Here is a 24,611-nt window from a genome sequence, read left to right on the forward strand (position 1 = left end):
CGAACAGGCGATGCAGCCGGGCAGGGCGTACGACATCAAGATCGGTACACGGGAAGTCAGCGGCCAGATCCGGCACATCGACTACCAGATTGACGTCAACACCCTGGATCACCACGCCGCCGACGAGCTGGTGCTCAATGCCATCGGGCGGTGCCAGGTGGAGCTGACCTCTCCGGTGCCGATCGACAACTACCGCAGGAGTCCGGGCACGGGCAGCTTCATCGTGATCGATCGGCTGACCAACGTGACCGTGGGGGCCGGCATGGTAACAGGATCACTGGATATTCAAACGCCTTATGAATACAGGGATAACGACAGTCCGGCAGAGGTCGTGTGGAATACGACTAGCGTGACGCCAGCAATGAGAGCTGCCATCAAGGGCCATCAGCCTCGGTGCATCTGGCTTACGGGATTGTCGGGCTCGGGAAAATCCACCATTGCCAATGCGCTGGAAGTAGAAATGAACCGCCATGGCTATCACACCATGCTGTTGGACGGTGACAACATTCGCCATGGTCTTTGCAAGGATCTAGGAATGAGCGAGGCGGATCGCAATGAAAATATTCGCCGGGTAGGTGAGCTTGCAAAAATCTTTGTTGATGCCGGTTTAGTCGTGATTACCGCCTTTATTTCACCGTATCGGGCCGACCGAAAAGAAGCCCGCGTACTGTTTGATGAGGGGGATTTTGTCGAGGTGTTCATAGATACGCCCCTGACTGTCTGCGAGCAGCGTGATCCTAAAGGGCTTTATAAAAAGGCGCGGGAAGGAAAAATAAGAGATTTTACCGGTATCGATAGTCCCTATGAGACGCCGATGGATGCCGAGGTGGTGCTGAAGGCAGGACAGTATGATCAACATGCGCTTGTCAGCCAGTTACTAAAGGCACTTCAGCGCTGATGTTTATGCGGAAGATAATTTGACCTGTTGCCGAGACCATGACGTCGTTGGCGCAGGTGTATCAAGTGGTTGAGCCGAGTTTGTGCTGACACTACATGAATAAGGGATGGCGATGACAATTCTTGTGACAGGTGGGGCCGGATTTATTGGTTCCAACTTTGTACTGGACTGGCTGGCTCACCATGATGAGCCAGTGATTAATCTGGACCTGCTGACCTACGCCGGAAATCTGGCCAACCTTGAACATCTGGAAGGTGATGACCGTCACGTATTTGTTCATGGCGATATTGGTGACCATGACTGTGTTATCGGTCTGCTCGACAGGCATCAGCCCCGTGCTGTCATCAATTTTGCAGCCGAGTCACACGTAGACCGCTCTATCCATGGTCCGGAAGATTTTATCCAGACCAATATGGTCGGAACGTTTCGATTGCTTGAGGCCGTTCGCCAGTACCATCGGAATATGAATGAAGAAGCAGCTGCAGGTTTTCGTTTTCTGCATGTGTCGACCGACGAGGTATATGGCTCTCTGGAGGCTGATGCCCCCGCCTTTACCGAGCAGCATCGCTATGAACCGAATAGCCCTTATTCGGCATCTAAAGCGGCTTCAGATCACCTGGTTAGGGCCTACCATCATACCTATGGTCTGCCGGTACTAACGACAAACTGTTCCAACAACTACGGGCCGTATCACTTTCCCGAGAAACTGATACCGCTGGTCATTCATAACGCCTTGGGCGGCCGTGACTTACCTATCTACGGAGATGGTCAGCAGGTAAGAGACTGGTTGTTTGTGACGGATCATTGCAGTGCCATTCGTCGTGTACTGGAGGCGGGTACGACAGGTGAGGTCTACAACGTGGGTGGCTGGAATGAAAAGGCCAATCTCGATGTGGTTCATACATTGTGCGATATCCTGGACGAGGAAGCCCCGCGGAGTGACGGTGCCTCCTACCGTAGCCAGATCACATTCGTGACTGATCGCCCGGGCCATGATCGGCGTTACGCCATTGATGCGACCCGACTGGAGCGCGAACTGGGCTGGCGACCGAAGGAAACCTTCGAGACAGGTATTCGCAAGACTGTGCAATGGTATCTGACCAATCAAACGTGGGTTGAAAATGTCACCAGCGGAGCTTATCGCGAATGGGTCAACAAACAGTACCAGTAAAGCTTTTGCTTTTGGGCGCCAATGGCCAGGTCGGATGGGAGTTGCAGCGCTCTCTGGCTCCTTTGGGCGAGGTGGTTGCCTGCACGCGAGAGCAGGCCGATCTGTCCCGGCCCGAGAGTTTGAAAGCACTGGTTGATGCCCATGCTCCTCAGGCCATCATCAATGCGGCAGCGTACACTGCGGTAGACAAGGCCGAAGATGATGAAGCGACTGCGAGGCTTGTCAATGCAGAGGCCGTGCGAGTTCTGGCCGATTGCGCGAATGCTACGGGTGCTGTTTTCGTCCATTACTCGACGGATTATGTATTCGATGGCACGTATGAACTGGGTTACGAGGAAGATGCCGAGACAGGCCCTTTAAGTGCCTATGGACGTACCAAGTTGGCCGGGGAGCGAGAGATTACGGCCAGTGGCTGCCTGGGTTATATCTTCCGCACCAGCTGGGTGTATGCCGCACGGGGAGGGAACTTCGCCAAAACCATGCTGCGCCTGGCCAGCGAGCGAGATGAACTTAATGTGGTGGCTGATCAGTACGGAGCCCCGACCAGTGCAGAATTGATTGCCGATGTTACTGCGCAGGTGGTGGCTCGTGCTCTTGACGATCGTAACTTTGCCAGGCGTACCAGTGGTATCTATCACCTGGCGGCCGGTGGGCACACCACCTGGCATGGGTTTGCACGATTTGTAATCCAGCATGCCAATGCCCTGGGATATGAAACGCGGCTTTCAGCTGAAGAGATTCGACCGATTACAACGGCCGAATTTCCGGTACCTGCACGTCGGCCGGCGTACTCACTTTTCAATACCGACAAGCTGTGCAGCACCTTTGGTCTGATGCTGCCCCGGTGGCAGCTTCATGCAGAGCGCATGATGGTTGAATATCTGAATAAATAGCAAACAGGCCCTGATTGGTATCAATTTAAAAGAGGGCTTACAAATAAAAGGGACATAATCATGAAGCGCAAGGGCATTATTCTCGCTGGTGGGTCCGGCACTCGTCTGCATCCGGCCACGCTTGCCATCTCAAAGCAGTTGTTGCCTGTTTATGACAAGCCGATGATTTATTACCCGCTCAGCACGCTTATGCTGGCGGGTATTCAGGACATTCTCATCATTTCGACTCCCCAGGACACGCCACGTTTTGAGCAGCTTCTAGGTGACGGCAGCCAGTGGGGCGTCAACCTGCAGTACGCGGTGCAACCCTCTCCGGATGGGCTGGCTCAGGCCTTTCTGATCGGAAGTGAGTTTCTTGGCAATAGCCCCTGTGCGCTGGTGCTGGGGGATAATATTTACCACGGTCAGAATTTTCATGTGTTGCTTCAACAGGCCAATGAACGTCGGGAAGGGGCCAGTGTATTTGCCTACCACGTTCAGGATCCGGAGCGTTATGGGGTGGTGGAGTTTGATGCGTCCGGCAAGGCGATCAGCATTGAGGAAAAGCCCGAGGTAGCCAAGTCCAGCTTTGCGGTTACCGGCCTCTATTTTTACGACGAACATGTCGTTGATATTGCCAGAGACATCAAACCCTCGCCCCGGGGGGAGCTTGAAATTACCGATGTTAACCTTGCCTACCTGAACCATGGCTTGCTGCACGTCGAGCGTATGGGGCGCGGGTATGCATGGCTTGATACCGGCACGCATCAGTCCCTGATGGAGGCGGGGCAGTTTATTGCCACGCTCGAGCACCGGCAGGGGCTTAAGGTGGCATGCCCGGAAGAGATTGCCTATCGGCAGCAATGGATTGACGCAGATCAGGTCGAGCGTCTGGCAGCGCCATTGATGAAAAATGGCTATGGCCAGTATCTGCAGCGCATATTAAAAGAGGGTGTTATTCAATGAAGGCCGTACCGCAGAACATCCCTGATGTAATTCTTTTCGAGCCTCGAGTGTTTGGCGATGAGCGTGGTTTTTTCTTCGAAAGTTTCAACCAGAAGCAGTTCGATGAAGCAGTGGGTCGGCATATCGAGTTTGTACAGGATAACCATTCCCGCTCAAGCCAGGGTGTGCTGCGCGGTCTGCATTATCAGCTTGCGCCATACGCGCAGGGTAAACTGGTACGCGTGGTTGAAGGTGAGGTATTCGATGTCGCCGTGGACCTTCGTGAGAGTTCGCCTACCTTCGGTCAGTGGGTGGGTGCGCATTTAAGTGCGGAAAACAAGCACCAGCTTTGGGTGCCGGAAGGGTTTGCCCACGGCTTTGTTGTACTTTCTGAATCGGCTGATTTTTTATACAAGACTACTGATTTCTACGCGCCAAAACATGAGCGCAGTATTCGTTGGGATGATGAAACCCTTGCCATTGACTGGCCTTTAAGCGGTGATGTCAGCGTATCTGAAAAGGATGCAGCAAGCCCGTATTTTGCAGACGTCATCGCAGCTGGTGATGTGTTCAACAAGAGAGACGCATAATGAACGAGCAGCAGCTTGTACTCGTGGTTGGCATGCACCGCTCGGGAACCAGCGCCGTGTGCCAGTTGCTTGAAGCCATGGGCGTGGGCTTTGGGAATAATCTCATGCCTGCTGCCGAGGAAAATCCGCGTGGTTTTCTGGAAGACCTTTCTTTGGTGGCCTTCAACGAGCAGCTGCTTGGGCATGAAATAGGGTGGACACTGATCAACCCGCAATGTAGCCAGCATCACAGCCTGGAATGGAGTAGCGCGGCGACGCATTGGTGGCACAGCTTTCTGGAGGATAACCATGAGAAGGCGATGGTGGCACTCAAGGATCCCCGTATATGCCGTACGCTTTCATACTGGCACCCCATTCTTGGTGCGAGTGCTCGGGTCGTTTTCGTCGTACGCCACCCTTCGGATGTTGCCGGTTCACTGGCAAAGCGTAATGGGTTTGATCGCCAGCTGGGGCTGGCCTTATGGTTTGTATACAACTATGACGCCTACTGCGACGTATGCCGTTTCGGGTATTCGCGTCTCATGGTCGACTACGATCAGTTGATTGATGAGGAAGAGCGTACCGGACAGTCAATTGCCGAATTTTTGGGGCTACCTGCTTCCGGGTTTGACTCCATTGCAGAAAAGGGGCTGCGTAACAATCATCAGCGCGCTTCAGACGAATTTGAGCTATCTCAAGCCTGTGAGGCACTTTATACCGCGCTGTTATCAAATGATGAATCCATTTTGGAACAGCTGGCCAGCTATCATCAGCACCTGTGCGCATCATTTGAGTACATCGATGGCCTCCGATGCGAACGTTACGAGGCGAATTCCCAAAGCGTTTCCAGAAAGCTTGCTGAAACCGTTCATCAGCGCAATATACTTGCTGCTGATTATGCAGAGCTTGAAAACAGCATTGACGAGCGTAATCAACATGTTCTGAGCATCGGTGCAGCACATCAGCAGACTATGGATGAGCTGGTGGCGACCAGGCTGCATCTGGAAAAACAACAGGCATTACTTGATAGCGTTTTAGCTTCTGATAGCTGGAAAATTACCGCGCCCCTCAGGTATCTGGGGAATAGCGGGCGCAGCAATCCATGGGTCAATCTTGTCCGACATGGGATACAGCAGGGCGGTGGTGTCAAGGGCATGGTACGAAAGGCCGTACAACTTTACCGTGTTGAAGGAGTGAGCGGATTAAAGCGAGGCTTTTACAAAATTCGCGCAGGTACCATGCACTCCCCGGTTGAAGGCCCCCTATCAGCTAAGTTCCAGGGCATCGACCGTAACGATTACGCTGCCTGGGTAGAGCATTTCGATACCCTTGATGTTGCCGAGAGACGGCGCATTATGGGGATAATCAATGCGTGGGACGAGTGCCCGACCTTTTCGATTATCATGCCGACCTTTAATCCCGAGCCTGACATGCTGCGGGCGGCCATCGATTCAGTCATCGGCCAGCTTTACCCGCACTGGGAGCTGTGCATTGCTGATGATGCCTCGACCGATCCCGCCATTCGAGACATTCTTGACCATTACGCTCGGGCGGAACCACGCATCAAAGTAGCTTTCCGAGAGGAAAATGGTCATATTTCAGCCAGTTCCAATAGTGCTCTGGCATTGGCCAAAAACGAATGGGTGGCTCTGTTCGATCATGATGACCTGCTGACAGAACACGCGCTTTTTTACATGGCAGAGGCGATTCGTGGTTGTCCTGATGTGAAGCTGCTTTATTCCGATGAAGACAAGGTGGATCAATACGGCCACCGTCAGGCGCCGTATTTCAAACCGGGCTGGAACCGTGACCTTTTATATTCACAGAATTTTATTTGTCATCTGGGGGTATATCAGCGCGACATTATTGAACGCATTGGTGGTTTCAGGCTCGGGCTGGAAGGGTCACAGGACCACGATCTCGCGCTTCGCTTCATTGAGCAGATTGAAGATCATCAGGTTCACCACGTTCCTCGAGTGCTATACCACTGGCGTATGCATGCCGCAAGTACTTCAGCTGGTGGCGAGGCCAAGCCCTACACTGTCAAGGCAGGACTCAAGGCGCTCAATGAGCATTTTCAGCGTACCGGGCGGCGCGGACATGTGGAAGCCACACCGTTTGGCTATCGAGCCCGCTATACATTGCCTGATTCCCCGCCCCTGGTCAGCCTGGTGATTCCTACACGCAATAGCGCTGATCTGGTCAGGATGTGTATTGACAGCATCATGTCAAAAACGAATTATCCGCAATATGAAATTTTGCTGGTAGATAATAATTCCGATGATCCCGAGGCGCTGGCTTATTTCGCCGAGCTTGGCAGGCGTCCGAATATCAAGGTAATTCGGGATGAACAGCCCTTCAATTATTCCGCAATTAATAATGATGCGGTGGCCAGAGCGAGCGGAGAAGTCATTGCGCTGGTCAATAACGATATCGAAGTCATTTCCGAAGACTGGTTGACCGAGATGGTCAGCCTGGCCCTGCAGCCAGGGGTTGGCGCGGTAGGAGCCAAGCTGCTTTATCCGGATGACACAATACAGCATGCTGGTGTTGTGCTGGGCATCGGTGGCGTTGCCGGGCACTCCCATAAGCACTTTCCATGTACTTCGGCGGGCTATCTCAACCGTTTGAATTTGATCAGTAGCTATTCCGCTGTGACGGCGGCCTGCCTGGTGATCAGAAAATCCATTTATGACGATGTCGGTGGGTTGGATGAAGATCATCTGAAAGTTGCTTTCAATGATGTTGATTTCTGCCTGCGTGTTCGTGAGGCCGGGTATCGTAATGTATGGACGCCTTACGCCCAACTTTATCATCACGAGTCGGTCAGCCGGGGTGCAGAAAATACGCCTGAAAAAATGGCACGCTTTAGCTCGGAAGTGACTTATATGAGAGAGCGTTGGGGCGACCTGCTTGACAGGGATTCGGCTTATAATCCGAATTTGTCTTTAATTCATGAAGATTTCAGCCTGTCATGGTCAACGGTTTAACTTCGGGGCAATTTATGAGTGGTTTTGTATTTTTACATATCCCGAAGACTGCGGGAACAAGCTTCAGAACTTCTCTTGAGGTTGAGTTTGGTCGTAGAAGGATATGTTATGACTATTCAAGGGACTCCAGGGTTACATCGAGAATAGTTAAAAAATATCATTATGATCAGCGCGATGAATGTTTGTTTGGCATCAAGTTCAATAAAAAGAAATATTCTTGGCTTGTGGGTCATTTTGAGATATTTCGTTATATATCAATTTTTAAAGCATGCATGTTTTTAACCTTTATTCGTAACCCCTGGGATAGGATGGTGTCCGAGTACGAGCATTTTGTTCGGGATAACGGCTATAAAGGAAGTTTTATTGATGTCATTGGAAGAAGTGACTTTATCAACAGGCAGTCGGTAATGCTGGCAAATGTGCCTCTTCAGGCCATAGGCTTTGTTGGTATTACCGAGTTATATGAAAGTGAGTTGATGTCACTTGAAAGGATATATGGCTTGAGAATTCCGGTCACCAGAGAAAATGTGTCTACTGACAAGTCAAGGGTAAGTTTTAATCGTCTTGATCTCGATAGGCATAAGGCTGAATTTATTGAGTTAAATAAAAAGGATTATGTTCTCTATGACTTGGCAACCCTGCTATCCAGGCAGCGTAGCGAATTGCTTGCCGGTGGCAAGGATGTTGCTCACTGTGCGATATCCAGCTGTGCGTCAGGTGCCATAGAAGGTTGGGCGTGGTTTGAAAATGATAATACGCCCCCAAGGGTGAAGGTATATATAAATAACGTCCATGTGGATACTATTGAATCAGATGTCCACATGCCGGGGCCATCGGTTTTCTTTCCGGAGCGCCGCGTTATAGGGTTTGTATCTAAGGCGGTTTTCAATGAAGATGATAACGTTGAATGCTTTATTGAGCAAAATGGTCAAAAATTGACCAGAGAGTATTTAATAAATAATGAGTATTGAGATATTGTTGGCCGTTTTCAATGGCGAGAAATATCTTGAGTCACAGATCCTTTCTCTGCAAATGCAGGTCTATAAGGACAAGATGCTATGTGTACGTGATGGTGGGTCCTGTGACAGATCATTATCCATTATCAGGGAAGCTTTTCGAAAGGGAGCGCGTTACAGGATTCTGGATTCCTCCGGCAGGGTCTCTGCCAAGGAAAATTTCTCTGAATTATTGAAAAATAGTTCATCTGACTATGTGGCTTTTTGTGATCAGGATGATGTCTGGGATGCTGATAAGTTGACGCTGGAAATGGCCGAAATGCAGCATCTTGAAGCGCTTTATCCAGACAGGCCGATTATTGTGCACTGTGATCTCGAGGTAGTGGACGCTACATTGAATACGCTTTCACCATCCTTTTTTGATAGTCAGTGTCTGCCTCGTGTTCATGGCTCTGTGCTTGATCAGATGGTCCAAAATAATGTGACGGGTTGTACTTTACTGATCAATCGTGCTGCGAGAGATCTGGTACTCCCCATACCACCAGAGGCCATAATGCATGACTGGTGGATCGCGGCAAAAGTACGCTATCACGGTGGTGTAATTGGTTTCGTTGACCGGCCACTGGTCAAGTATCGCCAGCATGGCGCCAATGTCGTTGGCGCCCGGGATATCGATGTATTTTATTATATACGTACCCTTTTCAAGCAGTGGGGGTTTATCAAGCCCTGGTGGGCAATCTATCGGCAAGCGAGGGCGATCGATCCCGACGTCTCGCTGTGGAATATCGTGCAGCGTAAAACAGTACTGACCTTTCGGCGCCTTAAGAAAAGGCCACAGGCTTGAGCCAGAGACTCCATTGGATATGACAGATTCATTACGTGTCGCCTGCATCGTTCCCACTCGCAATGGCGGAGACGATATCAAGGCGCTGCTTGCGTCGCTTGCGATTCAGAAACAGCCATTTGATCTATACATCGTGGATTCCAGTTCCGAGGATGATAGTCGCCTCGCAGCACGTGCTGCTGGTGCAGAGGTGACGGAAATAAATGTTGAGACATTTGACCATGGCGGGACGAGGCAGCGCATGGTCGATACGCTGGAGCAGTATGATATATGCACGTTTCTAACACAGGACGTTGTATTGGCTGACGCCTTGGCTCTTGAGCGTCTTGTGGATGCGTTTGATGACCACCAGGTTGGCGCAGCCTATGGGCGCCAGCTTCCACGAGCTGATGCAACACCTTTTGCGGCATTTCTGAGAGACTTTAATTATCCGGGCGTATCGCGTCGGCAATCGCTGGCCTCCATTCCTTCATTTGGGATGAAAACGGTCTTTATTTCAAATTCCTTTGCTGCCTATCGGCGACAGGCACTTCAGCAGGTAGGAGGATTTCCTGACGGGATTATTCTTGGTGAAGATGCATGGGCAGCTGCGCTACTGGTGCAGGCCGGATGGGTCGTTTCATATGTCGCAAATTCTGAATGTATTCACTCTCATAACTATTCAATCTCGCAGGAATGGCGGCGCTATTTTGACATTGGTGTTTTCCACGGGCGTGCACCCTGGATTCTTGAGCGGTTTGGTACCGCCAGTGGAGAAGGCAAGCGATTTGTTATCGAAGAGCTCAAGTATCTGGGAAAATCAAATAAAGCGTTATGGGCTCTCTCAGTCGTACGGAATGTGGGCAAACTTGTTTTCTACAAGCTCGGTCAACAGGAAAAAAGATTACCCAACTGGCTGAAACGGCGGTTGAGTATGCATCGACGTTTCTGGGACAAGTCCTGAAGAACTTCAACAGTCTAAATGAATAGCGATCACTGCAGGTCAACAGGACTAATGATGGATAATACAGTACATAGCCAGGATGCCATGGAGTGGGCACTGGCCCCAATGCAACAACAGCGTTGGCAGCTGGCTGCCGAACGCTGGGCTACTCTTCGTGCCGCACATGGGCAGGTCGCTGACGTATGGGTACAGGCTGCTATTTGCCATCGCCAACTGGGTGACTGGAATACGGCTGAGGAGCTTTTGACAGAGGCTATTCGGCGCTTTGAAGCCAACCCGAATGCCTGGCTTGAACTGGTAGCGCTCTATCGTGCCAAGGGAGCCAACGAGCAGGCACGCACATATCTGAATAAAACGCTTGAGCGCTTTCCGCATCAGTTGGCAGTAATGATGTCAGCAGCGGAGCAGGCGATGCTGGATGATGCTTTCGATGAAGCCGATGCGCTCAATGCGCGGACGCGAGACCTTTATAGTAATGAAGCCTCTGCGTGGTGTCAGTATGCCGAAATTTCCATGAGGCGTATGGCTTGGTCGCAAGCGCTGCTCCGCTGGGCTGAGGTGCGTGCGCGTTTTCCTGATATGCCGGCTGGCTATGAGCGCGCTGCTGAAGCGGCGGAGGCGCAGGGCCATGTGAAACAGGCGCGAAGGCTCAAGCTTGCCAGAGAATACGGACTTGAATGGTTGGCAAGCTTTGACCGCCCTGACCTGGCCAGCGATCATATTGCCCCACCGCGACGACGCAATGCGGCCCAGTTTGTTGAGCTTGTATGGGTCAAGGCCTGCTTTAATCTCAAGTCGGAAGCCAGCCAGAATTCGCTCCGTTACTTTTGGTGGGTGCTGGACCCGCTGCTTTATATGAGCGTGTTTTATCTGGTATTTGGAGTAATGCTGCACCGAGGCGGTGGAGGGGATTTCATCGTTTATCTGTTGACCGGGCTGGTTCCCTTTCAATGGTTCGCAAAAACGGTACAGCAATCTTCCAATGCCATTTTTGCAGGACGAGGGTTGATGAACCAGGTGCATATTTCCCCCTTGTTCTTTCCGCTGGTGGGTATTATGCAAAATGCTGGCAAACAAATGCCGGTATTTTTACTCTTGATTGGTTTTTTGATTTTTTATGGGCTGCACCCTACCTGGCACTGGATTGCATTGTTACCCATTATCGTCCTCCAGTTAGTGTTGATGTCGGTTATAGGTTGCTTTCTGGCTTTGTTGGTGCCTTTTGCTCGTGATTTAAACAACCTTATTCCGACCGGAATTCAATTCATGCTGTTTTGTAGCGGCGTCTTTTATACCGTTGATACTATCCCTGAAAAGTGGCAAACGCTGTTTTTTTCCAACCCGATGGCTAGTCTGTTATATCAATATCGTCTAGTGCTGATGGATAGGCAATGGCCGGACTGGTCTGGCATGGGGTGGATATTGCTGGGCTGTAGCATAGGCGGCATTGCCCTTTCGTGGTTTTACAAACGGGTTGAAAGTGACTTGCCAAGGGTGGTGGGACAATGAATGGAGCACCTGCTGGGAGTGAAGTTATTATTTCCCTGAAGGACGTGGGGGTGCGTTATCGCCAGCAGGGTGGGCGCTTTAAAAAACCAGGGTATTACCAGGCGTTTGAGGGGCTGAACCTTGATATTTATCGTGGGGAAACCCTGGGCATCATAGGGCGGAACGGCGCAGGAAAGTCAACACTGCTTCGTTTGATAGCCGGCATTATAAAGCCCGATACCGGAAGGTTTATAAATCATGGTGTGACTGTATCACTGTTATCACTTGCTGCAGGGTTTGATGCTGATCTGTCAGGGGTAGATAACGCCATTATCAGTGGCATGCTACTGGGATACCGGCGTCAGCAGATTGTGGCGCGACTGAATGATATTCGAGAATTTTCAGAGCTGGGTTCTTTCATGGATCAACCGGTGAAGACCTATTCTTCGGGAATGCGCTCGCGCCTTGGTTTTGCGGTCGCCATGTACATGACACCTGACGTGTTATTGCTTGATGAAATATTGAGTGTCGGGGATGCCGACTTCAAAAAAAAGGCGGAGGCCGAAATGATGAAAAAGCTCCATTCAGATCAGACCGTGCTACTGGTTTCTCATTCAGAGGAACAGGTAAATCGAGTTTGCGATCGAAAAATAGAGCTGACCTCATCCTCTCTTACCTGACGGCAGCAGGCCAGTGACATGATTACCGAATACGATAAACAGTGATTCAATGGTTATTAAAACAATCTCAGGGTTTGCACCTTATTCACACCTGGCGGCCAGGCTGGCCGATGTCGCTGCCATTATCCTGGCCGGGTTTGCTGCCTACGCTATTCGCTTCGGAGTCTCGGGGCCGATTGATGAGCGCTACCTGTGGATGATGCTTTTCTCGACGCTATCGGGAATGATCATTTTTTCGGCCAGTGGTGTATACCGCTCGTGGCGCGGTGCTGTCCGCGTAGAGCTGGTGGTGCGTATCGGTCATGGTTTCATGATTCTGGGCGCGATCATCTTTACCTATCTTTACCTCTCTAAAACAGGTATCCGGTTTTCACGTTTGTGGTTGATGTACTGGTTATTGATGGCCTTTGTGTTATCTGTGGGCATACGCACGTTGGCTTATCCGGCGCTCAATCGCCTGCGTCGTTATGGCAAAAACCGGAAACAAATTATTCTGGTAGGTGATATTGAGTCATGCCGTACTGCAGTACACGCGATGCGTAATAACCCGTCGGTAGGCTTCGACATCGCCCGGATACGTCTGATGGATACGGCATCGGGCCATGAAACCCTGGGAATAGCCGACTGCCGGCCCTTTGATCCGGCAGTCGATGACAACATGCAGGCCGACGAAATATGGATCTGCTTGCCCTTATCCCGTGGGGCGGTCGTGGAAGAGGTCATGTCCGTGCTGAGTTATTGCGTTGCCAACGTACGCTATATGCCTGACATGCAGGGATTACGGTTGTTGAATCACAATATTTCAACAGTGGGCGGGCTTTATCTCTTGGATATGTCGTGTAGTCCCATGAGTGATTCAGCTCAGTTTTTCAAACTGCTGGAAGACAGGTTGCTGGCGGTAATGGCCTTGTTGCTCTGCTCACCGCTGTTTTTGAGTCTGGCGATTGCAGTGAAATTAACGTCAAAAGGGCCGGTGTTTTATCGCCAACAGCGTATGAGCTGGAACGGTAAAGCGTTCGACATGCTCAAGTTTCGCAGTATGGTCACTACTGCAGAACAGGATGGTGTTACCTGGGGCCAGGCCAGACATAAACAAATGACCCCGATAGGGCGCTGGCTCCGTCGAACGAGCCTGGATGAGTTGCCCCAGTTCATTAATGTTTTGAAAGGTGATATGTCGATAGTAGGGCCGCGCCCTGAGCGCATCCTGTTCGTCGATCAGTTCAAAAGTGAAATTCCTGGCTACATGCAAAAACACATGATGAAAGCAGGTATTACCGGTTGGGCGCAAGTCAACGGCTGGCGAGGGGATACGAACCTCAAAAAGCGTATTGAGTTTGATCTTTGGTATATAGAAAACTGGTCATTACTGCTTGATATTAAAATAATATTTATGACGGTATATAAATTAAAATCAAGTAATGATGCAGTTTAAGGTGGTTTAAATGATCGATATCGAGAATATATCCATTGAGTTTGTGATAGCAGGTGAACCCAACTCAGGTTTTTTGTCCCAAATTGCATTTTTTAAAAAAGCTGTTGATAACTGTTTTGACAGGCATGCTCAATCCCATGTTGTTGCTTATCTGGGTACTTTAAATGAGCAGGAAAAAAAACTGGGAAAATGGCAATCATTTCTTGAAGATGTTGATGTAAGGTTTGTGGATAGTAATCTGGTAAGAAAGGAGGGTTATTTCGCCCAGGCAAAGGCAAGGTTTGAACACGCTGAATCTTCAAATGCTGATATATGTATTTTATGTGATGCTGATACCATTCCATTGGGGAGCCTGGATTATGTATTTGAGAAACTAACAGATACTCATCCTGTTGCCGGTGTTATTGCACACTTTCCTCCACCAAATCTTTTTAATAAAGGTCTACCAGGTTTTATGGCGCTAGGTAATAGGATGCTTGGTATGCGATTACAAACACCCTATGATTTTTCCCTGCTAGACCATGGCGGCGAACAGGATTACATTTTTAAAGCTCCTTTTTATATTAATCATGGATTTATTGCATTCGTGCGTGAGTCATTAAAGAAATTCTACCCAACATACTTTGATATAAGAAAAAGGCTGTCATCAGAATTTGGTATGACTGATTTTGCGGGGCAGGTGGCAATGCCACTTGCCTTAAAATCCATGAACATGGATGGGATTTCCCTGCCAATGAGGTATAATTTTCCCAATGATTCGAAGGCGTTTATATTATACCCGGATGAGTTTGATAATATAGTTTTCTTGCACTACCTGCGAGAAAATAATTACAAGCGAAGAGAAGTTTTTTCAACTCCTGAAAGTTTCAATTTTTTCATGGAGAAAAAACTAGACAAGGATGACGTCGATAACTTTACACAACAAGCCTTTTTAAGGGTTACTCGCGGCAAGGGCTATCCCTTTTAGGGTGATTTTAAATCAACATGGCTGGATGTTTTATGAATAGATTTGTTATTGCCTGTCATGGGTGGAGTGCAAGTAATTATGTTTCATACGTGCTCAATCAACATCCTTCCATAAGTTGTGCGCATAGTTCAGCTGCTATACTTTCCAATGACAAGTCCATTTTTGATGGTGATGGACTAAAAAAAAGCATACCTGCCTTGAGATCCGGATACCTCAAGCGAATATCAGAATCGATAGACTGCAGGTATGATGCTCTGGAAAAGGAGGTTGGCACCATTGAATCAGGTAGTAACTGCTTTTTAGGTACTGTACATACCTATAGAATGCGGGATCTTCCAGAGCAGTTAATAAATCACGAGATAAAATATATTTATCCGGTATGGAATCTGGTTCGTAATCCCTTTGATCTGGTTATATCAGGTTACGGGCAGTTTCTTGATCTGTTTCAGATCGATATCAATGAATATGCCTGGTCCCTGAATAAGCTTGTCAGAGTCGAGGGGGCTATTCAGGCAGTTGAAAAGGCTGCTTCATTGGGGGGGAAGGCACCCGGAGATTATCAGATTATCTGCTTTGCATCAGCATGTGCTGTACTAGGAAGTCTCGAACTTGATATAAAGGCAATAAATGAAATAAGTGGCAATGGAAAGATTCCATTCGATTACAGAGGGATTATCAGAATGGAGGATATAATAGGTAACGATAATGGTTTTTCTGAGTTTATATCCGATCTTTCAGGCGGCAATATATTTTCAACTGAAGAATACAGGAAGAAAATCAGGGGTATAGGGAAAATAAACCGACACCACCGTAGTGCTCCAGATGGTAGTGCAAAACGTTGGGAGCAGCTTTCAATATGGCAAAAAGAGTTGTTTATATACTTCTTCTCCCATTTTGAATTGCGCGGTTTTTATGAAAGCATAGGTTATGATTTTAGTTTCCTTGATGCTGGAGCATAATCATGAAAAAAAACTTCCTGGAAGAGCAGGGATACAGTGGTCACAAGGTAATTGTTTTTGGTACGGGTCAAATAGCTGAAATAGCCAGATTTTATCTGGATAATTTCAGTGATAATGACGTGATTGGGTATACGGTTAATAGGGAATTCATAAGGGAATCATTCAAGGACAATCTTCCTGTTATTCCTTGGGAAAATATTGAACTGAACTATAGTACAGAAGATTATCGGCTTTTTTGTCCTGTGTCATTCAAGAATGTCAACAAAAACAGGAAGAGAGTTTATCTGGAGGGTAAGGAAAAGGGATACGGTTTTGTTTCCTTTATACATCCGGATGCGCGCTACTATAATACATTTGTTGGTGAAAACTGCTTTATTTTTGAAGATAACGTAATTCAGCCTTATACAAGAATTGGTGATAATTGTATTTTGTGGAGTGGAAACCATATTGGGCATCACTCTATTATTGGAGATCATTGCTTTGTGGCGTCTCATGTTGTCATATCTGGTGCTGTAAATATTGGTGAAAGTTGTTTTTTTGGGGTCAATTCTACAGTGGTTGACAATGTCAATATCGGTGAAAGCTGCGTTATAGGCGCTGCTGCACTGGTCACCAAAAGTCTCCCTGCCAATTCAATGGTAGCCGCTCCAAAGTCAAGATACTTTGATGAGTACAAAGGGAAACTGGGTGGAGACTGAACATGAGTTCTAATTTTAGAGGCTGGTCTAGGCGTGGAGTTTTAATTTCACCTGAATCCTTGGATTCTGCCTGGTCTGGCCATTGCCAGATGCCTACTCCATTGTTGTTGGAAAATGGCCTGCTTCGTATTTTCTTTTGTAGTCGAGACAGAAGAAATGAATCACACATACTCTGGGCTGACGTTGAAAATTCGCCGCCGTGGAGAATGGTTCGCATGGCTCCTGAACCTGTGTTGTCTCCCAGCGGCCCAGGCCTTTTCGATGCTGCGGGGGTGATGCCTTCATCGATCGTCAGATGGAAAAACCGACTATTGATGTACACGATAGGTTGGACCGTCCGCACTGATGTTCCCTATCATAATGCTATTGGTTTATGTGAAAGTTTTGATGGCGGCCTGACCTGGGAGCGTTCATTTTCTGGCCCTGTTATTTCCCAAGGGAAAAATGAACCCTTTTTTTGTGGCACATCTGAAGTAGTAGTATCAGATGGCAAACTCGATATGTATTACATGAGTGCTACGGAATGGAGAACAATTCAGGGTAAATCTGAACCTCGTTACAATATCAGGCACTCGGTTTCCCGGGATGGCGTTGAATGGCGCAAGGATAATCCTGTAGTTGTTGATTATAAAAACAATAATGAAGGTGGTATTGCGCGCGCCACTTTAATGAGTTACCAAAAAAATACAGAATTAATGTTTTACTGCCATCGTGGTATCGATGGTTATAGATCAGGTCGGCAGACCTCATACAAGATTGGATATTCTTCTCGCATTGGCGAAAATCCATGGGTAAGAAATGAATCAAAATCTGTTTTTGTGACGTCCCCAGGTTCAGCTGACTTCGACTCGGAAATGGAATGCTATCCGTTTGTGTATGGGTCAGACGACAGCTTTTTCATGTTTTATAATGGGAATTTTTTTGGAAAAAGCGGTATTGGCTGGGCTGAAATGGAGTAATTGATAATGGAAAACTACATACCGTGTGATATAGGTTTCGTTGAAAGGAAAAATATCGATTTTTCACTTTTTAATGTGTTGCTTGAAAAATCGATATCCAACAATAGGGTATCGAATTTTGGACCTGTTAGTAAGGAACTCGAATCCGAGCTTTCCCTGCTCAACGGTATTGATTCCTTGCAAAGCAACTTTAAGGCGATTTGTGGTTCCAGCGCTACTCTACTTATATCTGCAGTAGCCGCAGCACTCGATAACCGGTATCAAACATCACTTCGATGGGCAGTATGTGATTTTGGTTTTTTTACCAATTTTACAGGTCCCGTCAAGACAGCCAGTAAAGTGAAATGTAATTCGGCCGGTATGCTGGATATTGATCAGCTTGCGCTACTGCCAGATGACTCTTTTGATGTCGTGATGGTGACCAATGTTTTTGGCTGGCATGATGATTTTGAAGATTATTTCCGTTTTTGTCGTCAGAAAAACAAAATTTTGATAGTCGATAATGCCGCAGGTTTTGGATCTCTAGCGAACAGGCACATGAATTCGGAGCCTGGTCTAGCACCTGAATGGATAGAGATTGTAAGCCTTCATCACACCAAGCCATGGGGGTTTGGTGAGGGAGGCGTAGCCTTTGCGGATTCAGAGCTTGTTAAATATATTGCAGCCGCACTCAATTTCGGAATTTCACCTGAAATTGTTCTCGAGGATTCCCGCTGGGTCAGCAATGGAAAAATGAGTGAAGTTGCGGCTGCAGCAATCATGTGTCGAGTACGGGATCGCCAGAATTGGGTAAGTCAGTACCGTGATCAAACACACAGAATAATGAATCTGGCTTGCAAGGCTGGTCTGGTGCCACTGTCGAACGATCTCCCTTCGAGACATGTTGTTGGGCAAATCGGTTTTTTATCGAAACGTCCTGTCAGCCGTCATGAAATAGATGCTTCTATTCTCCCCTTGGAAAAGTATTACAGACCTACTGTCGGATTTGGCTCTGGTGCTATGAATATTTATAATCATATGATAAATATTCCTACTCATGCCAGCATGAGTTTTTTCAGTGACGAAACCATAATAAATGAGCTTAAGTGCCTTCTCTAGGAAGCCATGCATGAAGAAAATCGCTGTAATGCAGCCTTATCTTTTTCCTTATCTTGGGTATTTTCAGCTTGCCAATCATGTCGATGAATTTTGGATTTACGATTGTGTTCAATATATTCGTCGTGGATGGATGAACAGGAACTATGTTCAGGGGGGAAGCGAAAATCGCAGGCTGTTTACTATTTCTGTTAATAAAGGCCACCGCGAAGATAGAATAAATAATAAATTCCTTGCTGATCCTTTTGAAGAAGACTTTGTTAAATTGATTAGGCTGGTCGAAAGTGAGTATCGTTTGTTCGAGTTCAAGGATGTTGCCGTTTCTCTGATAGAGGACGTTGCGTCTTTTGCATCCGGTAATCGCGATTTTGTCGATGTTACAATGTATTCCCTGGAAAAATTATTTAATATTCTTGCAATTGATACAAATATAAGTCGCACATCAACTCTTCCCATAGGTAAGCATGAAAGAGGTCAGGAAAGAATTGTAAGTGTATGTGAGGAGGTGGGGGCGGAGTGTTATATAAATCCTGCCGGTGGTCGGAGTCTCTACGATAATAATTTATTTGCATCAAAGATGATACGTCTTGGTTTTATGCATGCAAATTCACTTTCCTATCTTGAAAGGGATAATTTTTCCAGGTGTTTCCTCCCTCTTTCCATTCTTGATTTTCTAGCCAGAATCCCTCCAGAAGATTATCCTCTCTTTTTGGAGTCAGCCAAAATTGAATTTTGATCAGGGCACTTTATTTCATGTCAACAGTATTTATGTTCTAAATGCGGTCCAATGGACTGGCGTCTTCAGATAGCCATTTCTGGCTTTCTTGTTTTTAAAAAAGTGGTGACGCAAACGATTTATACGTTTGCCGATCAAGCCATTTGATTAGCTTTTCTGATCCCTGAAAATCCCAGCTCCAGCGCTGAAGTGTATATTTTTCATAGGTCCAATATGTGGAGCGGTTAGATATCCAGTCTAAAAGTGTTAGAGTCATGTCTTAGGAAAAGGTCTTCGGTCAGTAAGACTTGGTGAAAAATAGAACAAAATTTTCAGGGGAATGATTTTGACTCAGTGTCCACTGGTAGTTGACCTGGATGGAACCCTTGTCAACACTGACATGCTGCACGAATATGCCCTTCGGTTATTGAAAGACAGTCCCCTTGACGTGATACGTATCCCGGTCTGGCTATCCCAGGGGAAGGCTGTGCTCAAGCAGCAACTGGCATCCCGTACCGATTTTGACCCGGCCACACTCCCTTATAATAAAGAGCTTATCGAGTGGCTGGAGCAACAGCATGCCATGGGCCGCCCTCTGGTGTTGTGTACGGCCTCGGATACTCGCATTGCACATGCCATTGCCGAGCATCTTGGTTTTTTTGACGAAGTGATTGCAAGTGATGGCCTTAAGAACATGGCTGGTCATAACAAGGCAGCGACTCTTCAGGCGCGTTACGGCCATCAAGGTTTTGACTACGTCGGTAATGCCTCACCTGACTTGCTGGTCTGGAAAGAGGCCCGCAGGGCGATCGTCGTGAATGCTTCCGACAGGCTTGCAAGTCAGGCAGAGGCATGTGTTCAGGTAGAAAAGCGTTTCCTGCGCCAGCCGCGAGGGATATCTGCGTGGCGACGTACCCTGCGGATTCATCAATGGCTTAAAAACCTGCTTATTTTCGCTCCGCTTCTGGCGGGACACCTGTTGACGGATGCAGGCGCCTGGCTTTCATCAGCCCTGGCCTTTATTGCCTTTAGCCTGTGTGCTTCCGTTGTTTACATTGCCAATGATCTATTGGATCTGGAAAGTGACCGTCTACACCCACGGAAATGCAAGCGACCCTTTGCTGCTGGCGTCGTGCCTGCATGGATGGGTGTTGTTATTGCACCATTACTGCTTCTTGTAAGTGTTGCCATTGGTAGCCTGGTCAAAGGCGACTATTTTCTGTCATGGCTTGCCTTCTATTTTGCCCTGACCTGCACATATTCCTTTCTGTTGAAACGTCTGGTGTTACTGGATTGCCTGACCCTTGCGATGCTGTATACCCTGCGAATCATTGCGGGAGCTGCCGCCGTGGGCAATATATTGTCCTTCTGGCTATTGGCTTTTTCCGTATTCGTCTTTTTGTCATTGGCTTTTGTAAAGCGATACGCCGAGCTTGAAGTCAATATTCTTGGTGGCAACAGCAAGCTTCATGGTCGTGGCTATCACACCAGCGATGCTTCGCTTATCCAGACAATGGGAATAGTGTCCGGTTACTCCTCGGCACTCGTTCTGGCCCTTTATTTAAACAGTGACGCCGTTTTACGGCTTTATGAATCACCCCGAGTTATCTGGGCGGCGGTACCCCTGTTACTGTTCTGGATCAGTTGGATGTGGATGCAGGCGCACCGCGGCAATATGCACGATGACCCGCTGGTATTTGCCGTCAAGGATAGAACCAGCCTGATAACGGGAGCATGCTTCTGCGGCGTGCTGGCCGTAGGTGCGATGGGGGTGCCATGGTAGAGGTTACTTCCTGGGGGCGCTTGACGCGTCATCAGCACAGGGTCATTCCTGTGACGGATCGGAATCAGCCGGGGCTCTCTGCAGCGCCAGGATCATCCATCGCCCACGGGATGGGCCGCAGTTATGGGGATGTCTGTCTCAATGGTGGCGGTGCGATCTGGCAAATGAGGGGGCTTGATCGGCTGATATCATTTGATCAGGGATCGGGGCGTCTACGCTGTGAAGCTGGTGTGTTACTGCAGGATATCCAGCGACTCATGATTCCACGAGGGTGGATGTTGCCCGTCACCCCGGGAACGCAGATTGTCACAGTGGGTGGTGCCATCGCCAATGATGTCCATGGCAAAAATCATCATGTCGTGGGTTCCTTTGGCGACTGTGTGACCAGACTCTGTCTGCATCGCACTTCCGGCGAGGTTATCGAGTGCGGGCCGGAACTTGAGCAAGACTGGTTCGCTGCCACCGTAGGAGGGATCGGCCTGACGGGGGTCATCACGGAGGTTGAGCTGCAGCTGCGCGCCACTCGCGGGCCGTGGCTTTCCACTGAAACCATACCCTACGACAGTCTCGATGAATTTTTTGCCTTGGCAGACGACTCGGAGTCGGGATGGGAACACACCGTATCCTGGATCGACTGCCTCGCAAAACAGGGGCGCGGTATTTTCATGCGAGGTAACCATGTGGGCGAGCAGGATATGCCACTGCCTCGTGCTCGCTCTCGTTCCGTGCCCGTGACGCCACCGGTTTCCGTGATCAACCGGCTCACCCTGCCGCCGATGAACTGGAGCTATTATCAGCTTCAGAAACGTCGACGTGGCACAGGGACGGCTCATTACGAATCCTTTTTTTACCCTCTTGATAACCTGCACGACTGGAACCGGCTTTATGGGCCCCGCGGGTTTTATCAATATCAGTGTGTTTTGCCGCGTGAGTCTGGTGAGTCCGGAATTGCCGCGATGCTGAGCGCCATTTCCCGCTCGGGTGAGGGGTCATTTCTTGCAGTATTGAAAACCTTTGGTAATCGTGAGGCTTTGGGCATGCTTAGCTTTCCGCGGCCGGGCGTCACTCTTGCACTGGATTTCCCCAACCATGGTCATCAGACATTGAAACTGTTTGAGGCACTGGATTCGATTGTTGCAGAAGCGGGGGGGCGACTCTATCCGGCCAAGGATGCCCGTATGCCTCGTCATCTGTTCGAAGCGGGTTATCCTGGCCTTGATAACTTTATTTCCTTTCGTGATCCGGGCATCAGTTCCGAAATGTCACGCCGTCTAATGGGCAGTTAATGTGAATACCTATCAACGTATTGTTATTGTCGGTGCGACATCGGCCATTGCCGAACATTGCGCGCGTCTATGGGTTACCCGCTCGCCGGACGAGCTGGTGCTTGTCGGCAGGCATCAGGAAAAAACCGAAGCAGTGGCAGCAGACCTTCGCACCAGAGCGCCGGGAGTTTCAATCAGTGTGCGGATGGCTGATTTTCAGTCACCAGGCAATATACAGCAACTTGTAGACGAGTTGACGACAAGGCGGGCCGTGGATCTGGTGTTGATCGCGCATGGGTCATTACCGGATCAGGGCATGTGTCAGGCTGATCTGTCACTTGCCAATGAAGCGCTGGACATCAATGCCATCTCCCCGGTGCTGTTTGCCGAAGCTTTCTCGGGAGCTATGGAGCGCGTGGGGCAGGGCTGCATTGCCATTATCGGTTCGGTAGCCGGGGATCGTGGGCGTAAGTCGAATTATATATATGGCGCTGCCAAAGGGCTGGTGGAACGTTACGCCCAGGGGCTGGATCATCGCCTTGGTGCAACGAAGGTGAGAGTAGCGCTGATCAAGCCCGGCCCCACGGATACGCCCATGACCGCCCATCTCAAGAACAGCGGTCCGGCTCTGGCCAGTGTTGAGGAAGTAGCACAATGTATCGTGAAGGGCGTGGATAAGCGTAAACCTGTAATTTATGCCCCTGGTAAATGGAATATTATTATGCTTGTGATAAAGCTTTTGCCTCGGTTTGTATTTAATAAGGTTAATATATAGGTTTTCGATATGAACGATCGTCGGGTGATTTTTTTATTTTTACCATTTATTTTGGGTGTTTCTTTTCTTTTTTTAAAAGGCCTGGGTGATTTTGACTCTTTTGGACAAATGCTTTGGGCTGAAGATGGGAAAATTTTTTTAATGCAAGCCTCCGAGTTTGGATGGCAATCCATTTTCAAACCTCATGCTGGATATATGCACCTTTATCCCAGGCTGATTTCTTATGTTGCCAGTTTTTTTAATTTTGAATTAAGGCCATTGATATCATCGCTCGGATGGTTTTTTTCTTATTTTTTTATGGTTTATTCTATTGTTTTTTTTATGATGTTACGGGGGGTGAAGGCTCCTCTTATATATTTAGCAATATTCCTTGTTACAGTCCAGCCAAACGATAACGAGGTTTTTTTCAATATAACAAATTCGCAATGGATGCTGGGCGCCAGTCTTTTTTTGCTGGTTTTTTCTAATTTCAAGCCAAGGCATGGTTTGATAGTTTTCTTTCTGGTTTTTTCTCTGTCTCTAACGGGGCCATTTTCAATAATTTGCATGCTTCCTTTAATTATTTTTTGTTTTTTGGAAAAAAATTGGTTTCGTGTCAAGTGTGCTCTTGTTCCAATTGTTCTTGGCGCATTGGTGCAGTGTTTTTTCCTATTAAGTTCTGGGCGCGGTGCAGATAAAACCATTAATACTGATCCGGGACAGTGGTTGCTGGCATTTTCGAGAATTAACTTTTTTGGCGATATATCGTTTCCAATGGTGGTAGTGGTTTCTTTTTTTTGGTTTTGTTTTTTGTTTTTTGTTGTAAAGAGAAGGTATTACAGAAGGGTCGACAGCTCTATATTCTTGGTTTTTTGTGGAGTTTTGATGGTTGTTGCCAGCCTTTGGTCAAGCAAGGATTTTCCCACACAGATTTCACCTGTAGGGACGGGAAGTCGATATTCATGGATCCCTTACGCTTTATATTTTATCGCAGCTATTTCTGTTGTAAATACAGGTATCCTGGGCAGAGCCTTTATGGTTTGCATGCTCACGATATGTTTTTCAGGTTTCAAGAAGGTTGAAAGATATAATCTTAATTTCTCCGATTATGCAAATATGTCCAAAGTCACCAATACAATAATTCCTATAAACCCTGTGTGGGGAAAATATCCCGGATGGTATATCGCTGACTCTGTTCGTGAGGATGAGGACCATAAATCAATAAGCTTGGATATTGATTTAAAAGATATGGCTGCTCACAATATTGAGGTGGTTCGAGGTGGTGAGTTTAACTCGTTGAGCAATGATCCTTTTATGATGTTCGGGCGCAGTATCAGCTGCCATGACTATGAAAGTGTAGGTGTGGAGTTGAAGGTCTACCGGGATCAGGCTGGGTGGAGCCAGCTTTTCTGGAAAACAGATAAAGCAGAATTTACTGAAAGTAATTCCTTGAGAAGGTGGTATCCAAAAGGATATTCATTACAGCAGTATGCATTTAATAATAATGGCGGTCACTTCAATTTACGATTTGATCCCATGGAGCACAAGGGGCATGGGGCGATTGAAAGCGCTTCTGTAATATGTGTTGGAAGCTTACTTTCCAATTGAGGGTGTAGCAAGTGATC

Annotated in this window: 22 protein-coding genes; all 22 read left to right on the forward strand. The window is 48.0% G+C overall.

What is annotated here, in order from left to right:
• Positions 1 to 898 (forward strand): adenylyl-sulfate kinase (gene cysC / locus NAT21_RS13315; protein ID WP_250939171.1); only part of this gene is annotated, 898 nt, incomplete at its 5' end.
• A gap of 112 nt (positions 899 to 1,010) precedes the next feature.
• Complete coding sequence (gene rfbB, locus NAT21_RS13320) at positions 1,011 to 2,069, forward strand: dTDP-glucose 4,6-dehydratase (RefSeq protein WP_250939172.1); 1,059 nt, start codon at positions 1,011 to 1,013, stop codon at positions 2,067 to 2,069.
• Entirely contained in the window at positions 2,045 to 2,962 is a 918-nt protein-coding gene (gene rfbD / locus NAT21_RS13325; protein WP_250939173.1) for a dTDP-4-dehydrorhamnose reductase, read from the forward strand. Before rfbB ends, rfbD begins: the two co-directional genes overlap by 25 nt.
• Positions 2,963 to 3,022: 60 nt before the next feature.
• Positions 3,023 to 3,907 carry a glucose-1-phosphate thymidylyltransferase RfbA gene (gene rfbA, locus NAT21_RS13330; protein ID WP_250939174.1) on the forward strand — a complete coding sequence of 295 codons (885 nt, stop codon included), beginning with the start codon at positions 3,023 to 3,025 and terminating at the stop codon, positions 3,905 to 3,907.
• The gene (gene rfbC, locus NAT21_RS13335; protein WP_250939176.1) at positions 3,904 to 4,476 is read left to right on the forward strand and encodes a dTDP-4-dehydrorhamnose 3,5-epimerase; all 573 of its coding nucleotides are present in this window, start codon (positions 3,904 to 3,906) and stop codon (positions 4,474 to 4,476) included. The genes rfbA and rfbC overlap by 4 nt, the downstream gene beginning before the upstream one ends.
• Positions 4,476 to 7,445: a glycosyltransferase gene (locus NAT21_RS13340; RefSeq protein ID WP_250939178.1), complete on the forward strand. Its 2,970-nt coding sequence runs from the start codon at positions 4,476 to 4,478 to the stop codon at positions 7,443 to 7,445. The genes rfbC and NAT21_RS13340 overlap by 1 nt, the downstream gene beginning before the upstream one ends.
• On the forward strand, positions 7,430 to 8,416 hold the full coding sequence (locus NAT21_RS13345) for a sulfotransferase family 2 domain-containing protein (RefSeq protein WP_250939180.1): 987 nt from the start codon (positions 7,430 to 7,432) through the stop codon (positions 8,414 to 8,416). Before NAT21_RS13340 ends, NAT21_RS13345 begins: the two co-directional genes overlap by 16 nt.
• The gene (locus tag NAT21_RS13350; protein WP_250939182.1) at positions 8,406 to 9,245 is read left to right on the forward strand and encodes a glycosyltransferase family 2 protein; all 840 of its coding nucleotides are present in this window, start codon (positions 8,406 to 8,408) and stop codon (positions 9,243 to 9,245) included. The genes NAT21_RS13345 and NAT21_RS13350 overlap by 11 nt, the downstream gene beginning before the upstream one ends.
• Before the next feature lie 19 nt (positions 9,246 to 9,264).
• Positions 9,265 to 10,188 (forward strand): glycosyltransferase family 2 protein, encoded by a 924-nt coding sequence (locus NAT21_RS13355; protein ID WP_250939184.1) that lies wholly within the window; start codon positions 9,265 to 9,267, stop codon positions 10,186 to 10,188.
• Positions 10,189 to 10,242: 54 nt separating this feature from the next.
• The gene (locus NAT21_RS13360) at positions 10,243 to 11,697 is read left to right on the forward strand and encodes an ABC transporter permease (protein ID WP_250939185.1); all 1,455 of its coding nucleotides are present in this window, start codon (positions 10,243 to 10,245) and stop codon (positions 11,695 to 11,697) included.
• Complete coding sequence (locus NAT21_RS13365) at positions 11,694 to 12,356, forward strand: ABC transporter ATP-binding protein (protein ID WP_250939188.1); 663 nt, start codon at positions 11,694 to 11,696, stop codon at positions 12,354 to 12,356. Before NAT21_RS13360 ends, NAT21_RS13365 begins: the two co-directional genes overlap by 4 nt.
• 49 nt (positions 12,357 to 12,405) lie before the next feature.
• A complete protein-coding gene (locus NAT21_RS13370; protein ID WP_250939190.1) occupies positions 12,406 to 13,791 on the forward strand; it encodes an undecaprenyl-phosphate glucose phosphotransferase in 1,386 nt (461 codons plus the stop codon).
• A 10-nt stretch (positions 13,792 to 13,801) separates the two neighbouring features.
• On the forward strand, positions 13,802 to 14,758 hold the full coding sequence (locus NAT21_RS13375; RefSeq protein WP_250939192.1) for a hypothetical protein: 957 nt from the start codon (positions 13,802 to 13,804) through the stop codon (positions 14,756 to 14,758).
• A gap of 32 nt (positions 14,759 to 14,790) precedes the next feature.
• Positions 14,791 to 15,717 (forward strand): hypothetical protein, encoded by a 927-nt coding sequence (locus NAT21_RS13380; RefSeq protein ID WP_250939193.1) that lies wholly within the window; start codon positions 14,791 to 14,793, stop codon positions 15,715 to 15,717.
• Positions 15,718 to 15,719: 2 nt separating this feature from the next.
• Entirely contained in the window at positions 15,720 to 16,415 is a 696-nt protein-coding gene (locus NAT21_RS13385; RefSeq protein WP_250939194.1) for an acetyltransferase, read from the forward strand.
• Between the two features lie 2 nt (positions 16,416 to 16,417).
• Positions 16,418 to 17,374 (forward strand): glycoside hydrolase family protein, encoded by a 957-nt coding sequence (locus NAT21_RS13390; protein ID WP_250939195.1) that lies wholly within the window; start codon positions 16,418 to 16,420, stop codon positions 17,372 to 17,374.
• Between the two features lie 6 nt (positions 17,375 to 17,380).
• Positions 17,381 to 18,472 carry a DegT/DnrJ/EryC1/StrS family aminotransferase gene (locus NAT21_RS13395; protein WP_250939196.1) on the forward strand — a complete coding sequence of 364 codons (1,092 nt, stop codon included), beginning with the start codon at positions 17,381 to 17,383 and terminating at the stop codon, positions 18,470 to 18,472.
• Between the two features lie 10 nt (positions 18,473 to 18,482).
• The gene (locus NAT21_RS13400; protein WP_250939197.1) at positions 18,483 to 19,205 is read left to right on the forward strand and encodes a WbqC family protein; all 723 of its coding nucleotides are present in this window, start codon (positions 18,483 to 18,485) and stop codon (positions 19,203 to 19,205) included.
• Positions 19,206 to 19,530: 325 nt separating this feature from the next.
• Positions 19,531 to 20,967 (forward strand): UbiA family prenyltransferase, encoded by a 1,437-nt coding sequence (locus tag NAT21_RS13405; protein WP_250939198.1) that lies wholly within the window; start codon positions 19,531 to 19,533, stop codon positions 20,965 to 20,967.
• Positions 20,961 to 22,253 (forward strand): FAD-binding oxidoreductase, encoded by a 1,293-nt coding sequence (locus NAT21_RS13410; RefSeq protein WP_250939199.1) that lies wholly within the window; start codon positions 20,961 to 20,963, stop codon positions 22,251 to 22,253. The genes NAT21_RS13405 and NAT21_RS13410 overlap by 7 nt, the downstream gene beginning before the upstream one ends.
• A 1-nt stretch (position 22,254) precedes the next feature.
• On the forward strand, positions 22,255 to 23,007 hold the full coding sequence (locus tag NAT21_RS13415; RefSeq protein ID WP_250939200.1) for an SDR family NAD(P)-dependent oxidoreductase: 753 nt from the start codon (positions 22,255 to 22,257) through the stop codon (positions 23,005 to 23,007).
• Between the two features lie 9 nt (positions 23,008 to 23,016).
• Positions 23,017 to 24,594 carry a hypothetical protein gene (locus tag NAT21_RS13420; RefSeq protein ID WP_250939202.1) on the forward strand — a complete coding sequence of 526 codons (1,578 nt, stop codon included), beginning with the start codon at positions 23,017 to 23,019 and terminating at the stop codon, positions 24,592 to 24,594.
• Positions 24,595 to 24,611: the final 17 nt, after the last annotated feature.

This window comes from Larsenimonas rhizosphaerae (genome assembly GCF_023700005.1).
In the GTDB taxonomy this organism is placed as follows: domain Bacteria; phylum Pseudomonadota; class Gammaproteobacteria; order Pseudomonadales; family Halomonadaceae; genus Larsenimonas; species Larsenimonas rhizosphaerae.

Bases quoted from the DNA above. Each gene is read 5' to 3' on its own strand.
- rfbB (WP_250939172.1), top strand. From the start codon at position 1,011: ATGACAATTCTTGTGACAGGTGGGGCCGGATTTATTGGTTCCAACTTT.
- rfbD (WP_250939173.1), top strand. From the start codon at position 2,045: ATGGGTCAACAAACAGTACCAGTAAAGCTTTTGCTTTTGGGCGCCAAT.
- rfbA (WP_250939174.1), top strand. From the start codon at position 3,023: ATGAAGCGCAAGGGCATTATTCTCGCTGGTGGGTCCGGCACTCGTCTG.
- rfbC (WP_250939176.1), top strand. From the start codon at position 3,904: ATGAAGGCCGTACCGCAGAACATCCCTGATGTAATTCTTTTCGAGCCT.
- NAT21_RS13340 (WP_250939178.1), top strand. From the start codon at position 4,476: ATGAACGAGCAGCAGCTTGTACTCGTGGTTGGCATGCACCGCTCGGGA.
- NAT21_RS13345 (WP_250939180.1), top strand. From the start codon at position 7,430: ATGGTCAACGGTTTAACTTCGGGGCAATTTATGAGTGGTTTTGTATTT.
- NAT21_RS13350 (WP_250939182.1), top strand. From the start codon at position 8,406: ATGAGTATTGAGATATTGTTGGCCGTTTTCAATGGCGAGAAATATCTT.
- NAT21_RS13355 (WP_250939184.1), top strand. From the start codon at position 9,265: ATGACAGATTCATTACGTGTCGCCTGCATCGTTCCCACTCGCAATGGC.
- NAT21_RS13360 (WP_250939185.1), top strand. From the start codon at position 10,243: ATGGATAATACAGTACATAGCCAGGATGCCATGGAGTGGGCACTGGCC.
- NAT21_RS13365 (WP_250939188.1), top strand. From the start codon at position 11,694: ATGAATGGAGCACCTGCTGGGAGTGAAGTTATTATTTCCCTGAAGGAC.
- NAT21_RS13370 (WP_250939190.1), top strand. From the start codon at position 12,406: ATGGTTATTAAAACAATCTCAGGGTTTGCACCTTATTCACACCTGGCG.
- NAT21_RS13375 (WP_250939192.1), top strand. From the start codon at position 13,802: ATGATCGATATCGAGAATATATCCATTGAGTTTGTGATAGCAGGTGAA.
- NAT21_RS13380 (WP_250939193.1), top strand. From the start codon at position 14,791: ATGAATAGATTTGTTATTGCCTGTCATGGGTGGAGTGCAAGTAATTAT.
- NAT21_RS13385 (WP_250939194.1), top strand. From the start codon at position 15,720: ATGAAAAAAAACTTCCTGGAAGAGCAGGGATACAGTGGTCACAAGGTA.
- NAT21_RS13390 (WP_250939195.1), top strand. From the start codon at position 16,418: ATGAGTTCTAATTTTAGAGGCTGGTCTAGGCGTGGAGTTTTAATTTCA.
- NAT21_RS13395 (WP_250939196.1), top strand. From the start codon at position 17,381: ATGGAAAACTACATACCGTGTGATATAGGTTTCGTTGAAAGGAAAAAT.
- NAT21_RS13400 (WP_250939197.1), top strand. From the start codon at position 18,483: ATGAAGAAAATCGCTGTAATGCAGCCTTATCTTTTTCCTTATCTTGGG.
- NAT21_RS13410 (WP_250939199.1), top strand. From the start codon at position 20,961: ATGGTAGAGGTTACTTCCTGGGGGCGCTTGACGCGTCATCAGCACAGG.
- NAT21_RS13420 (WP_250939202.1), top strand. From the start codon at position 23,017: ATGAACGATCGTCGGGTGATTTTTTTATTTTTACCATTTATTTTGGGT.